This window comes from Thalassotalea marina (assembly GCF_014656435.1).
Classification (GTDB): domain Bacteria; phylum Pseudomonadota; class Gammaproteobacteria; order Enterobacterales; family Alteromonadaceae; genus Thalassotalea_C; species Thalassotalea_C marina.
The window spans coordinates 1-13,528 of the sequence record NZ_BNCK01000005.1 but is presented as its reverse complement, the minus strand read 5'-3'; the positions used below and the strand labels follow the sequence as shown (position 1 = coordinate 13,528).

17 protein-coding genes are annotated in these 13,528 nt (G+C 38.3%); 7 read left to right on the top strand and 10 right to left on the bottom strand.

Annotated elements, in window-relative coordinates; translation table 11 throughout:
* The first annotated feature begins 56 nt into the window (after positions 1-56).
* A complete protein-coding gene (locus tag IE199_RS11680; protein WP_229854683.1) occupies positions 57-2,207 on the top strand; it encodes a DUF6351 family protein in 2,151 nt (716 codons plus the stop codon).
* A gap of 51 nt (positions 2,208-2,258) precedes the next feature.
* On the opposite strand, the gene IE199_RS11675 is transcribed toward IE199_RS11680, so the two are convergent.
* Genes IE199_RS11675 through IE199_RS11660 form a run of 4 tightly spaced genes read right to left on the bottom strand, consistent with a single transcriptional unit; the run spans position 2,259 to position 5,062 of the window.
* Positions 2,259-2,861: an SCO family protein gene (locus IE199_RS11675; protein ID WP_189770635.1), complete on the bottom strand. Its 603-nt coding sequence runs from the start codon at positions 2,859-2,861 to the stop codon at positions 2,259-2,261.
* Positions 2,854-3,270, bottom strand: a complete 417-nt coding sequence (locus IE199_RS11670; protein WP_189770633.1) for a hypothetical protein — start codon at positions 3,268-3,270, stop codon at positions 2,854-2,856. The genes IE199_RS11675 and IE199_RS11670 overlap by 8 nt, the downstream gene beginning before the upstream one ends.
* A gap of 5 nt (positions 3,271-3,275) precedes the next feature.
* Positions 3,276-3,833: a hypothetical protein gene (locus IE199_RS11665; protein ID WP_189770631.1), complete on the bottom strand. Its 558-nt coding sequence runs from the start codon at positions 3,831-3,833 to the stop codon at positions 3,276-3,278.
* Between the two features lie 53 nt (positions 3,834-3,886).
* Positions 3,887-5,062, bottom strand: a complete 1,176-nt coding sequence (locus IE199_RS11660) for an MFS transporter (RefSeq protein ID WP_189770629.1) — start codon at positions 5,060-5,062, stop codon at positions 3,887-3,889.
* A gap of 155 nt (positions 5,063-5,217) precedes the next feature.
* On the opposite strand from IE199_RS11660, the gene IE199_RS11655 reads away from it, so the two are divergent.
* Positions 5,218-6,183, top strand: coding sequence for a LysR family transcriptional regulator (locus tag IE199_RS11655; RefSeq protein ID WP_189770627.1), 966 nt, complete (start codon positions 5,218-5,220; stop codon positions 6,181-6,183).
* A 41-nt stretch (positions 6,184-6,224) separates the two neighbouring features.
* Here the strand turns inward: IE199_RS11655 and IE199_RS11650 are convergent, their stop codons facing one another.
* Positions 6,225-6,644, bottom strand: coding sequence for a VF530 family protein (locus tag IE199_RS11650; protein WP_189770625.1), 420 nt, complete (start codon positions 6,642-6,644; stop codon positions 6,225-6,227).
* Between the two features lie 172 nt (positions 6,645-6,816).
* Here IE199_RS11650 and IE199_RS11645 point away from each other — a divergent pair, with 172 nt between their 5' ends.
* Both IE199_RS11645 and IE199_RS11640 read left to right on the top strand, forming a co-directional pair.
* Positions 6,817-7,164, top strand: a complete 348-nt coding sequence (locus IE199_RS11645; protein WP_189770623.1) for a HopJ type III effector protein — start codon at positions 6,817-6,819, stop codon at positions 7,162-7,164.
* A 195-nt stretch (positions 7,165-7,359) separates the two neighbouring features.
* Positions 7,360-8,064, top strand: a complete 705-nt coding sequence (locus IE199_RS11640) for a porin (protein WP_189770621.1) — start codon at positions 7,360-7,362, stop codon at positions 8,062-8,064.
* Between the two features lie 47 nt (positions 8,065-8,111).
* Here the strand turns inward: IE199_RS11640 and IE199_RS11635 are convergent, their stop codons facing one another.
* A complete protein-coding gene (locus IE199_RS11635; protein ID WP_189770619.1) occupies positions 8,112-8,822 on the bottom strand; it encodes a substrate-binding periplasmic protein in 711 nt (236 codons plus the stop codon).
* 40 nt (positions 8,823-8,862) lie between these two features.
* Complete coding sequence (locus IE199_RS11630) at positions 8,863-9,633, bottom strand: substrate-binding periplasmic protein (RefSeq protein ID WP_189770616.1); 771 nt, start codon at positions 9,631-9,633, stop codon at positions 8,863-8,865.
* A 471-nt stretch (positions 9,634-10,104) separates the two neighbouring features.
* On the opposite strand from IE199_RS11630, the gene IE199_RS11625 reads away from it, so the two are divergent.
* Complete coding sequence (locus IE199_RS11625; RefSeq protein ID WP_189770614.1) at positions 10,105-10,689, top strand: cytochrome b; 585 nt, start codon at positions 10,105-10,107, stop codon at positions 10,687-10,689.
* On the top strand, positions 10,686-11,273 hold the full coding sequence (locus tag IE199_RS11620; protein ID WP_189770612.1) for a YceI family protein: 588 nt from the start codon (positions 10,686-10,688) through the stop codon (positions 11,271-11,273). Before IE199_RS11625 ends, IE199_RS11620 begins: the two co-directional genes overlap by 4 nt.
* A gap of 61 nt (positions 11,274-11,334) precedes the next feature.
* Here IE199_RS11620 and IE199_RS11615 read toward each other — a convergent pair whose 3' ends face one another.
* Positions 11,335-11,760: an SRPBCC domain-containing protein gene (locus IE199_RS11615; protein ID WP_189770609.1), complete on the bottom strand. Its 426-nt coding sequence runs from the start codon at positions 11,758-11,760 to the stop codon at positions 11,335-11,337.
* Between the two features lie 83 nt (positions 11,761-11,843).
* Here IE199_RS11615 and IE199_RS11610 point away from each other — a divergent pair, with 83 nt between their 5' ends.
* The gene (locus IE199_RS11610) at positions 11,844-12,677 is read left to right on the top strand and encodes a helix-turn-helix domain-containing protein (RefSeq protein ID WP_189770601.1); all 834 of its coding nucleotides are present in this window, start codon (positions 11,844-11,846) and stop codon (positions 12,675-12,677) included.
* A gap of 60 nt (positions 12,678-12,737) precedes the next feature.
* Here IE199_RS11610 and IE199_RS21950 read toward each other — a convergent pair whose 3' ends face one another.
* Together IE199_RS21950 and IE199_RS21945 are read right to left on the bottom strand one after the other, a co-directional pair.
* Positions 12,738-13,094, bottom strand: a complete 357-nt coding sequence (locus IE199_RS21950) for a hypothetical protein (protein ID WP_229854682.1) — start codon at positions 13,092-13,094, stop codon at positions 12,738-12,740.
* A 53-nt stretch (positions 13,095-13,147) separates the two neighbouring features.
* Complete coding sequence (locus IE199_RS21945) at positions 13,148-13,288, bottom strand: hypothetical protein (protein ID WP_229854680.1); 141 nt, start codon at positions 13,286-13,288, stop codon at positions 13,148-13,150.
* Positions 13,289-13,528 lie beyond the last annotated feature (240 nt).

Here is a 13,528-nt window from a genome sequence, read left to right as displayed (position 1 = left end):
CTTGATATTTTTTGACTACACTTAAGTTATGACTTGTTAGTAGTAGAGGTCAAATAATGTTACGCCGTTTAACCATTATGTTAGTTGTTGCTTGTGCTCTAGCAGTATGGTGGTTAGATACACCATCGCCTTTTGTTGCACGGCAAGTAAAGAACTCACCACTAAGTGAATATGAAGCGCCATTACTAGATTTAACCCGCCATGTAAGGTTTAGTGCTCGGCCAACCGAAACCTTTAATTTTCCTATTAAACAAGGTCAACTGGGGCCAGTGACTCCGCTTTATGCAGGCAGTTTACAGTATCCTTTTTATTGCATGACACTCGACAGTAAACTCGGGCAGCCTTTAGTGGATAACCAAGCAGCTCTTGGGGTGCCAGTTTACGATTCATTAGATAACCTCGGCAATGAGAAACACGTCATTGGTTATAGTAAAGATTGCAGCTTGCCGATGCAGGTGACATACGCTGGCGAAGATGCTCAAGGTAAACTTCATTTTTTCAATGATAAACCGGCTCAAGGTTTTGCTCATTATTATCGACTTGAGCAGGGCACCATAAACCGTTTTATCTATTTAATGATCATGCCTATTACCTTGGCAGACGTTGGGTTGCCTAACAAAAGCTCAGTTTGGAACCAAAAGCTTATTTATCAATTTTTAGGTGGCTCAGGTATTGGTTTTCGTCAGGGAAAAATGCGTGTGCAGCGCAACATTGAACGTCGAATAGAACAGCTGCATCAAGGTTATGCGGTGATCACTTCAACGGGGAATAGAACCAGTTACACCTACAATATGTTACTTGCTGAAGATACCGCTCGTCGAGTTAAACAACAGTTTATCGCAACGTATGGACAACCAGAATATACCGTTGGTATTGGCGGCTCTGGTGGTGGCTTAGCTCAATATTTAATTGGCCAAAACAGTACAGGCATTCTTGATGCTGCAATACCGCTATATTCATATCCCGATATGATCAGTCAAACCTTGTATGCGTTAGATTGTGATTTGTTTAACAATTATTATGCATTTAGAACGGATGACGGTGAATACTGGCAAGATTGGCCAAATCGTATCTTACTTGAAGGACTAAATGCTAAAAACGGTGAACCTCATCCGAGCGCTTTTTTAGAGCCATTGAATCAAGCATTGCAAGGCAGAATGCCAATATATCCAAGAGGAAATAGTGAATGTATTAATGGCTGGTTTGGTTTAACCGCGTATATTCACAATCCTGCCCAAGGGTTTTTAAGAGAGTTTTTTGCCGATCATGTGGTTGACCATACCAAATGGAATTATTGGGAAGACATGGCGGGCGTTTTTGGTCGCGATAAATACGGTTTTGCCAATCAAACGTGGTCAAATGAAGGTATTCAATATGGACTTGCAGCGCTTAAACAAGGAAAGTTGAGTGCAGAAAAGTTTTTGCATTTGAACTGGCATATAGGCAGCTGGAAACCGGCTGAACAAATGCGACCAGAAAAATTACTTGGCACTCAAGCGTCGAAAAAGAAAATGTTGTGGATGAGTTTATGGAGTAATCACAATGTGACGGAAGCGAGCAAAAACAAGCCAGCTGCAAGAATATTAGCCAATCCACAAGCGGTGGAAATGGCTTATCGTAGTGGGCAAGTTTTTATTGGTGATATTACCATTCCGATCCTCGACGTTCGCCACTACCTCGAAGAAGATTTAGATATGCATCATAGTTCAGCTAGTTTTGTTTCTCGGCTGAGAATTGAGCAGGCTCAAGGCCATCATAAAAACCATGTGATTTGGGTAGCTGACAAAGCTTATTCACCTATTAATGATGCTTTTAAAATGATGGATCAGTGGTTAGCGAATATTAAAAGTAACCCGCAATATTTTAGTTGGCAAAATAAACCCGAAGACTTAAATGATGCTTGCTTTGATGATAATGGCGATATTATTGCCTCGGGAAATCACGTTTGGGATGGAGAATGGAATAAACAAGCAGAAGGTAAATGCCATCAAGCGTACACACCATTTACTAATAGCCGAATTGCAGCTGGAGGCCCTTGGCAGGGGAGTATGTTTTCCTGTCAGCTGATTCCCATTGATCAGGCAATAGCAAAAGGGGTTTATCACCCCGTTGATATGAGCCAACACCTTGAAAAACTTCAGCTCATTTTTCCTAATGGTGTCTGTGACTTTACTTTAGGTGATAATTATCGACCGACAGATTTATAGTGCTTTGAGTACAACTTGCAAAATTACCGTGTGTAGAAAGTTGATCTTTGATTAAGGTAATTTTATCAGCTCATTGGCGGTTTTTTGCGTATCAAAGTTCGGCTCAAAGCGCGCATGCAATTTACCATCTGGGCCAATAAGTAAAAAATATACCGAATGAGAAATATTATTACTACCGGCTATGTCGATTGAAGCAAACCGCACACCAACACTTTGGCTAAACGTTTTCAGTGAGCTTATGTTACCTGTGACTCCGATGAAATCAGCACGAAAGTAATTAAGGTAAAGCGCTATGTTTTCAAGAGAATCTTGTTCAGGGTCAACTGAGACAAAAACATAGTTAAACTTAGCCCCAATCTCATGCTGTTCTAACTCATCCGCTAAATGTGTAAGATCATTTAAACTAGTGGGGCATACATCAGGACAACGGGTATAGCCAAATACCATGATGGTCCAATGATTGAGCAAATTTACTTTGGTAAAATCACCGTTGGTACTTTTTAACTCAAAAGCATCGATTGATTTTGGGTGCTGTAACCATTCAATTGCACTGGATGAATTTATACGTTTATTTGACGTTGAATAGTTAGTTAACAAGGGAATGCTTAGCAATAATGCTAAGCTTAACCCCAATATAATGAGTTTTTTAGTCATGGCTTTTATTCGAATTGCTTTTACTTGGTTTGCTTTGATAAGTGAGCCAAATAGCCAAAATGGCTGGTAAGGTAACGCCAGGGAAGTCGATTAAAAAGAATTCAATACCACATAGCCCAACTGCTATTTCCCAGAGATGGAAAAAGGCGTGAGCAACAAGCCACGCTGCTGGGAAAATCCACAGCATTAGTCTGTGTTTGGCGTAAAAAGCACCGTACAAAAAAGCACACCCGATCAGCAAATAGATAAAACCTATGTCACGCAAAAAATGTTGGTTAAATGGACCCCGATCAGGCACGCCAGGCACTAGCCAATACCAGTATTCTGGATTAACAATCATTAAAATTCCGTTTGCCATTGAAGGCAAAGCAAGACAAAGGGCAACAAAAGTGAGTAACCGATTATTCATTTTTATTAACCTTGAACCTTTGCTGAGATTTGATTTAATGCAAAAGGTGACTCGGAAATTTGCAGTTTTTGACAGGCTTTTCCATACCCCATGGCGTATTTAAACGTTGGGTATACTCGATACGAACTAATCGCAAACCCTAAGGTGACTAGCCCTTTTTCACCCCAAAGTTCAATAATTTGGCTGCGTAAGTCATCGGCTTCAACGTTGTGAGTTAATACATGATCGGTAAACGTTACTACTAGAGCTACGTCATCGGGTAAATTAACTAATTGTTTATTAACAATGGCACCGACTATCTCAGGAGCAATTTTTGCTTCTAAAGCCATGTTAACGACAAGTTGTGCACAAGGACCACAATCTTCAGCTATTATGGCTCTTATTCTGGCAGCAAACAGAGGTGTTATCGGCACTTGTGATGCATGAGTCGCCATCATTTGAAAGCCCATAAATTTTAAAAATGCACCTAAGTCATTGTTTAGAATATCCTGTTGGTAGCGTACATCGTAATCGTAACGTTTACTCATTGACGTCAACATCTTGTTAAACAGATACTTAATCATGTTTATTCTCCACTAATTATTATTTCGTTTGATAGATAAGTTTGACCAGAGCGTTATGCTTGTTTCGCTTGTGTCAGTTGAACGTTTGCTATTTTTCGTCGACTAGGCCAAATGGCAACAACTGCACTTAAAAAGAAGATGGCGACACAGCTATACAACATCGCTGTATAATCACCTTGACTAAGGATACCTGAAGCCATCATTGGACCAGACGCAGCACCAAAAAGGGAAACTAACGCTGCAATACTAGAAAGTCTGCCTGTTGAATCAATATCTGCGGTAATGGCTAATAGATAAGAATTTACTGCCGGCCAAGCGAAAAAGATAAGGCACATCGCTAGTACATAATAGTTAATTGTTAGGTGGGCCATACTGAGTAGCAAGGCCGCTACTATTGACAAAGTCACACCTGAAATAATGCAAAATAAGCGCCCCAAATGTTTGCCAACAATGACGGGTAATAACGCGCCAATTAATCCTAATAGGCTAGTGATAGCGATGTAGTTATTGACTGCTTGTTCCTGCATGCCTGCGTTTAAACCAATTAGCCCCACATATGTCCAAATGGCATTAGCGGCACACAAATAAAGCATTAAAGAGAACATCAATAAAACAATATTGGTTATCCCCACTGAATGATTAAACTGTTTAAGTATTGAGGGGCTCTTTACCTGTTGGCTCGGTAGCTTAAACACCAAAGCAACACCAATAATACTTAACAAGGCCATTACATAAAAAACAGCATACGAACTAATGGTGCTTTCAAGCGAAGGTAGTATCGCGAGTACCACAAAGCAGATAGCAAATTGTGTAAACAATAAAGCGCCAAAGGCACGATCAGGACTTGCAAGGCGGGCTAATATTGAAAATGAAATGCCCATACATAATCCACCAATAAATCCGCTAATAAAGCGCCAAACAAGCATTGCGCTATAGTCACCGATTAAGGCTGAACTAGCGTCAAGGGTAGCGAGTATGACGAGTAACACCATCAAAGCAGGCTTCCACTGAATTTTACGTACAAAAAAAATGGCAGCGATGCTACCTGCCAAGGCACCATAAATATTTAGGGCGACGATTTGCCCAGCTTGCGCCTCACTAAAACCAATATCTCCCGCGAGTGCGTTAACTACACCAGGTAAAAAGTTGATGTATGACGTACCCACCATGGCAACAAAGGCAAAGAAAAAATACGACAGAGTATTTGTTTGGTGAATAGATTTATCCATGTGTCCTCTAAATGACTAACAATTAAATGATCGGTAATATTTTAGGTTGGGTTTAATGCAAGAAAAATATCCTGAAATTCCAAAGTGCCATGAATACTATTCATGAATGCTAGCTGTTATAGTAAAAACACTTTATGAGATGAAATAGACAAATTATGGATAAGCTACGCTCATTAGAAATGTTTCTAGCAACGTGTGATAGTGGCAGTTTTGCTGCAGCTGCTAGGTTATGTAAGACTGATCCTTCAACCATTAGTAAAGCCATCGCTCGGTTAGAGTCGCAATTGCAGTTAACCTTGTTCCAACGCTCAACTCGTCAGCTACGTATAACGCAAGCTGGCCAGCGTTACGCTGAAACGGTGCGCAAGGCTATGTTAGACATTAACCACTGTGAAGGGGAGTTAAAGCAGCTAAACGATTTTCCTTCAGGACAATTAAAAATTAGTGCCGCGGTTTGTTACGGTCACTTGTATTTACGTCCAATGTTAAAAGCATTTTGTCAGCAATACCCTGATATTCAAATATCGCTCGATATTAATGATTTACACGTTGATATTATTGAGCAGGAAATTGATGTGGCGCTGCGCACAGGATATGTCAAAGATAGTCGTTTAGTGGCGCGAAGGTTGAGCCCTATGGACTTTATGATCTGTGCCTCGCCAAGTTATTTGCAACAACATGGCACGCCAAGTTGTGCAGCTGAATTCGAGCACCATCAATGGATCGGCTTTCGCATTAAAGAAACTCAACAATTACAGCCTGTTTTTCTGCCAGATGCCAATGGTGATTATCAATATGTCGAATTAAAGCGTGATCACGTGACCGACGATGGAGAATCAATGGCAAACATGTGTATTGATGGGTTTGGTTTTGCCCAACTTCCCCATTTTTTAGCGAAAAATGGCTTAGAAAGTGGCGAGTTGGTGTCATTATTTCCCAGTTTTCGTCCACCAGAGCACGAAAATGGTGTTTTTGCGATTTACCCTAAACGAGAATATTTACCAAGTAAAGTACGTGTATTTATTGATTTTTTAACGAATTGGTTAGCTCAGCAAAAAGAAACAACACACCACACTTGGGCAGAAAATTATCAATCTCTGGTGTCATTTCCAAAGGAATAAAACATACAGCGCTTAGTTGATTTACGCTGTATGTTATTGAATTAGTAATTACCCCAAGGGTTAGCTTTGCCACCTGATTTTTTTGTCTGATGAGCTAATGCTTTTTTTGCCTTCTTAACACGAAGCTGCTCCGCGTCTTCAAAGCTTAGTTCAGCTGGCTCTTTAGGGACAATGCCTTCAGGAATGATACGTTCTCTTGGTGGCTTTTCAAATTCGCTATCGCTAGCGCGAGGTAGGTTTTTGTATTGATACAAATAAAAAGCTTCAACTTTTTCTCTCGCCCATTGGGTTTTCTTAAGAAACTTGATGCTAGCAGCAATGCTTGGGTTTTTATTGAAACAATTAATATTTAAATAAGCATAAAGTAGCGCAAAACCATAGTGGTCAACTATTTCATTTAACACAGTTGAAAGGCTAGTACCGTGAAGTGGATTATTTAAATAAGGGTTTTCTTGGGTCATAGAGAGTCAAGTTTATTCGAAGTGATTACGTTAGCGATAGTATACGTGATTACAAAAGATATGAGTATAGAAGTGAGAGATCGAATTTGCGGTTTAGATGAAGAAATTTAGCCTTGGTAATTTACCCTGCAACACGGCAAAATAGCCGTCAAATTTTGGAAAGAGAAATACTATGTTGTCAATTGAGCAATTAGTCAGCAAAATCAAATCGTCGCCTGAGTCAATAGAATTTAACGAGGTGATGCAAGTTATTGCTGATAACTACCAGTATCAACCTGCTGAATTTAACAATGGTCAGTTAGTTAATGCTGCAGGTACTAATGAGGGTTCTTGTAAAATTTTTGCGTTTGCCAAGCTTAACGATTTAACTGAGCAACAAACCTTAGCGTGTTTTGGTCAATATTACAGAAATGATGTAATGCAAAACCCAACAGGTGATGATCATCAAAATATTAGAAACTTCATGATTTATGGTTGGAATGGAGTGTCGTTTAATTCTTCAATTTTAGAGCCAAAATAGTCAAAAATAACTGACAAAACACTGAACCTAACCTGAATGTAGCTCAGTAAATCAGCGCTTTTATCAATTTTTATAAAGGCGCTTACAAATTCTGACAAACGGCAAACATTTACTCGACACAAAGCTAAAAGATTCAAACGTACAAGGCGCTTAATATACACCTAGACATTTTAATAATGATTAGGAAAACATATTATGAAACGCACTTTATTAACAATCGCACTTATTCTAAGTTCATCTGCTGTTTTAGCTGAAACAGTTTATCCAAAAAATCCAGTATTGAGACCTATAACTTTAACTGAAGGTACTATTGCTGTTGGTGGCGCAGTGGCATATGTTGAAGAGGGAGATGACGATAGAGGTAATATCAATTTTCATGCTGCGTACGGTTTTACAGATGACTTAACATTGAGCTTAGGTGATATTCGCTACAGATTTTGGGATAGATTGGATAACGGAACAGGTTTAGAGCTAACTGCTGGTTTTGGTATCCGTGGATATCATGAGTCTAAACTAAATGGTGATGCATTAGCTTTAGGTGCAGATATCACAGGTAAATATGTCTTTAATCGTGACTTTGCAGCAACGTTTTCTGCAGGTTATGTAAAATGGGATGAAGAGCACCTGAAAAACAAAGACGAATACCGCTATTCTGTTGGACTGCAACGAAACTTATTTAAAGATGTTACTTTCGCAGCAAACTATACCTATCGTGATTTGAAAGATTTTAAACAAAGTCATGCCGATGAAGTCAATTTAGCATTGAACTACACGTTTAGTAAACGTATGGATTTAGGTGTATTTGCCGGATATTCAAACTTTGACGCTAAGCAAAATGGCTACGATTTAGATGATGGATATGAACGTACCGCCGGTGTTTACGTGAATTACCGTTTTTAATGAGTGCTTAATCACTTAATCGTTAAGGGCTGCTTTGGCAGCTCTTTTTATTTATCGCACTCAAAAGCATTATTTGTTTTTAACGTTTGATACGCATGAATGAGCTTAGTCTTTAGCATTTGTTCCATGTTCAGGTGACCCACCAAATATAGTGTTCGCGTTAAATCATCTATGGTAAATATCTTAGTGATTACACTTTTTTCTTCTGGTGGTAAGGATTGGGCATAGTCGTCTGAAATTAAAATCAGATCGATTCGATTAAATTGCATCATTTTACGTAATTGATGATTGGTACTTGCTTGCACTAAATTATCAATAAAGCCATGAGAAACTAAAAAATCATTTTTACCTTGGGCTAGCTCTACGCCTATTCGATAGGATTTTGCGTCAATTAAACTAGCTATTTTTATGTCACTTCTATCGGCTAGGCGATAAAAAGATGTAGTCACAGAACAAAGTGGCGCAATCCACTGATATTTAGCTTCTCGGGCTGGAAGTCTCATCATTGAAAATAAAAGCACTGACGGCGTGTTTTCTAATTCTTTTAAAGCTCTTGGCCATGGATAAACAAAAATGTCATATGGTATGTCAGCTTGAGCCATCAGTGCTTTAACCAAGCTGGTTGCGCTGCCTGATACCTGATTGTTTTCTAGAACCGTTTGAAAAGGCGGGTATTGTTCAGTAACTATTTTTAGTTTTTCTTGTCCGTAAGTGATTAAAGAGATCATCATGAAAAGAATCGCTAACACTTTTTTCATAAAACATAGCTACCGTAATTTTGGGATAATTTAAGTTGTTTTACTCCATTAAACTGTCAATAGAATGCTCGTCCTTAATATTCATAATAGCGCTATTCATTTTTTCTATAAAGTCTGCCTTGTATGGAAATTGTTCTGGCAATACGTTGCTATAGCCAATATGTGCAGTATGGGCACCAATAGTGTCTTTTTTTTCATAAAGCTTGTAAATTGAGGTGTTGGCACTTTCCGCTTTTAAACTAAATGTAATAGTGAGCTCGTCATTTGCGTAACAATCGATACGACCTTTAAGCAATTTTTTAATGTTGGACTGTGTACTTTTGTTTTCTCGGATCACAATACGGTTGTTTTCTACAGCATCAACGTATTTGTCATCTAAAATGATATAACCGGAATTGATACCTAAATTTGCTGGCCGTTTTTTAGACTCTGCTTCAAAAAATATTGATAAATTAAAATTTCTATGACAATAAACCGCAACATTTTCTTCATGTAAAGGGGTGGAGTAAGGGAAAATAAAAGGGCGTAGCTCAGGATGTTTATATGGGGGTAGAATAGCAAAGGCTTTGCCATTTTCTATTTGTGCCAAAGCTCTTTTCCAAGGCATTGCTACTAGCTTTACTTGGTAGGTTGGTGCCAGTAGTTGTGCAGCTTTTGTCACTAAATTGATATAAACACCCTTTAGCTTTCCATCTTCAACATAGCTATAGGGGGGATATTGTTCATCAGCCAATATCTCTACAATATAGGGCTCTTGTGCTTTAGTTATTATTGAAATACACAATAACACGGCAGTGAAAGCAAACTTCAATATGTTGACCACTCTGTTTTAAAAACTATAGATGTCCAGTAAGGGCAATGCCGTTATTCAGGTTGTTTTGAACAAACTGACCACTTTAAAAATAAAAAATACACTGGTTAATATCGTATTTTCATCAATCTTCGATATTTTTCAGAAGTATAGACCAATTTGAAAAATAACGTTTCTTTTGTGTTTACAAACTTTGTCAGTGAAAAGTGATGTGAAAATCAGCACTCAAGCGTTGCTTTGCTTTTCAATTATCGTAATCGCGCAATCGTTGAGTTAATTCAAAAGGGCAACTTTAACCTAAAATATACCAGTTTCACCGAATAGATATGTCTTTTAGTAGATCAAGCCGTTAAATTATTAGTGGCAGTTTGGAAACTAAATTTATCCAATTAACGTATTAATCGTTAACAATGAATTGATTAGTATATTGAGTCATTGCTTATCAGAATTTAACAACACAAGTATATTTGAATGATTAAAAACACTACTACTCGCTACGGCTTATTGACGATTATTATTCATTGGTTAGTTGCCCTTGCAGTGGTAGGTTTGTTTGCGCTGGGCTACTGGATGGTAGATTTAAATTATTATTCTACTTGGTATCAAACGGCGCCTAACATTCATAAAAGTGTGGGCATTTTGCTGTTTACCGTGATGTTAGTTAGAGTGTTGGCTAGAGTTTTTCAGCAAAAACCTGTTCCGTTGGAGCAACATTCTGCGTTAGAAAAAAAACTTGCGCATACAGCACATTACCTAATGTATGTCGGTTTGTTTATTATCATGCTCAGCGGATACTTAATTTCAACAGCAGATGGTCGCCCAATAGAAGTATTTGGCTTAATTGAAGTACCAGCACTGGGTTCATTTGTTGAAAATCAAGAAGATATAGCAGGGGAAATTCACGAGTATTTTGCTTATGGTTTGATGGTATTAGTGCTATTACATGCAGGCGCAGCACTAAAACACCACTTCATTGACAAAGACCAAACCTTAAATCGAATGCTCGGTCGTAACAAAGACACAACCTTTAAAAAGGAAACCGAGGAAAATTTATGAATAAATTCTTGAAATCTGCGTTGTTATCGTCAGCTATTGCTGGCTCAGCCTTGTTGTCAACCATGGCAAGTGCAGCCGATTACGTTGTTGATTATGACGGTGCTCATGCTTCTGTTAACTTCAAAATTCAGCACTTAGGTTACAGCTGGCTTACAGGCCGCTTCGACAAGTTCTCTGGAAAATTTAGCTATGATGCAGCCAATGTTGCAGCGTCTAAAATTGAAATGACGGTAGACACTACAAGCATTAATTCAAACCATGTAGAACGAGATAAACATTTACGTAGCGATGATTATTTAGACGTCAGCAAGTTTGGTTCGGCTCGTTTTGTTAGCAGTAAAGTGGTAGATAAAGGCGATGGTAAGTTAGACGTAATTGGCGCTTTAACTTTGCACGGTGTTACTAAAACAATCACCATTAATGCTGAAAAAATTGGTGAAGGGAAAGATCCTTGGGGTGGTTACCGTGTCGGCTTTAGTGGTACAACTAAAATTGGCTTAGCCGATTTTGGCATTGATGCGAACCTAGGCCCAGCATCTACACATGTTGAATTAGCCATTCACATTGAAGGTGTTAGGCAGTAACGCTAAGTTAGGGGCAAGTAGCTAATACGAGCCCCTAGTTGATCAATTAGGCTAAGTAACGTTACTTTAGCCTAATCAATTGTTCCAAATTATCTAAAACCATTAGCCAGCCTTGTTGAATATGTTCCATACGTTGTTCGTTACCATCGAAGGTTTCGTTTTCAATCACTAATTCTGTATGGCCATCTGTTTCGGACAAAATATAGGTCACATGAATGTAATTTATTGCTTCATCGTTTAAGCCAGTATTTGGATCAAATGTACTATAGCTAAGGGTTTTTATCGGTTCAAAAGCCAAAACTTTACCTTGTTGAAACGCTTTGTATCCTTGGTATTCGCCTTGCCAAGTGATGTCTTCCCCAACTTCCCAACTTGTTTTTAACGTGCAGTTAAACATATAGTCTGGGCTGTATTTAGCTTCGGTCAAAATTGACCACAATGTTGATGCACTGGTATTAAATTTTTTTGTTAGGCGTGTTTTCGACATTTTTAGTTTCCGTTTTGGGTTAGTTGGGGAGTATGATAAATAAAGCGCTAACGCAAATATTGTAAAAAAGCGACAACATCTTAATGACAACTATAAAAACTGATCAACCTGTTGGCATTGTTAACAGTGCTTATTTTCATCAACACTTTTCACTTCAAAGATTTTATCCTTCATCGCCATTAGAAGCTATTGTTGAGCATTACTGGATAGTGAAGTGGCAATTACCCGATGGCGAGAGCTATACACAATCGGTGATTCCGCACCCTAACACTCACCTAACATTTATTGAAAATGCTTCACATATTCAAGGGATTTGCCAAACAAAATACAGTCATAAGATGACAGGAAAAGGGCAGGTGTTGGGGATAAAATTTAAACCTGCTGGTTTTTATCCGTTTGCTTATAAAGCTGGTGTTGCTATGTCAGCATTGGTTAATCAGGTAGAAGATATCGCTAAGTTTTTCCCTACCTGTAGTGCCTTAAAGCAAATAGAAACGACATTTTTACACTCGACAATCGATGAAGAAAGATTGAGTGAATTAGAGTCTGTGATGTTTACCGATGTATTATCTGGGCAGTTGTCTGTTAACGACAAAGTAAACTTGGTCAATCCGATGGTGCATAGGATAGAGACAAATAAAAGTATTATGTCGGTTAATGACTTATGTGATTTTTATCAGATAGATAATAGGGCGCTGCAACGTTTATTTAGCCAATATGTTGGTGTTAGTGCTAAGTGGGTCATTAACCGATTTCGTATACATGACGCGTTAACTCAAGTTGAAAACAATAAACACGTTGATTGGACAAAACTTGCAGTCGATTTAGACTATTACGATCAAGCACATTTTATTAAAGACTTTAAAGCCTTGATGGGAGTAACACCTAAACAACATCAAAACACTGTTGTAAATTGAAAAAAGCTTAACTTAATTTTATCTGACAGGCTTTTGAGTACCATAATGGCCTTGTTATATTTACATATCTCCATTGTATGAAATAGGTGTTTTATCAATACCAATGTCAATTCGAACTTCATTTATAAACTTGATAGCTAGCTCTCTTACTTCAGCCCATTCATAGCCCACTTCATTCCCTGATATTTTCATTAAATGGTCTATAAAATCATCATGAGCGTCCATAGCCGATTGCGGTGCTAACATGGCTAAATAACCATAAGTTTGCATTCGTTGTTCATTAAATAAATCAAACGCTTGAGCAGCTTGCTCAATAGGTGTTCTGCCAGATTGTACTGAATCAAAGGTAGATAAAAGTTTAGAAACTACGTCTACTACTGCGCGATAAATAACTATTTTATCATTATGACTACGCATATAAGTTTCTTTGTAAACATCTAGTTCTCTTTTGGTTGCTTCAAGTTCCTTATTTAGAGCATTTTTTCTCTCTCTAAAATCCTGTTAGCCCAAACTTTGCCTAACCAATTAGATAATCCAAAGATTATTACACCAGCTGCACCAACAGAAGTAATTACAGCGGTTATAATTTTAAACACATCTTCCCAATTCAACTCTTGAACTCCCTGTAAATATAACGCTCGCAATATGGGGCGTATTAAGCTTGGCTAAAATTAGCGAAGAATGAGCGCCATCCAAGCTTTAGACGTCCCATCCATAATTGCCTTGATACTTATTGAACCTTCTCCCCGAAGTTTAACCATTGGCTAAACTTCTAGGCGACCAAACCAAAAGGAGAAAGCTCAATGAAATTCTATACCAAATTACATGATTTTTATTGTGGGATCGACCTA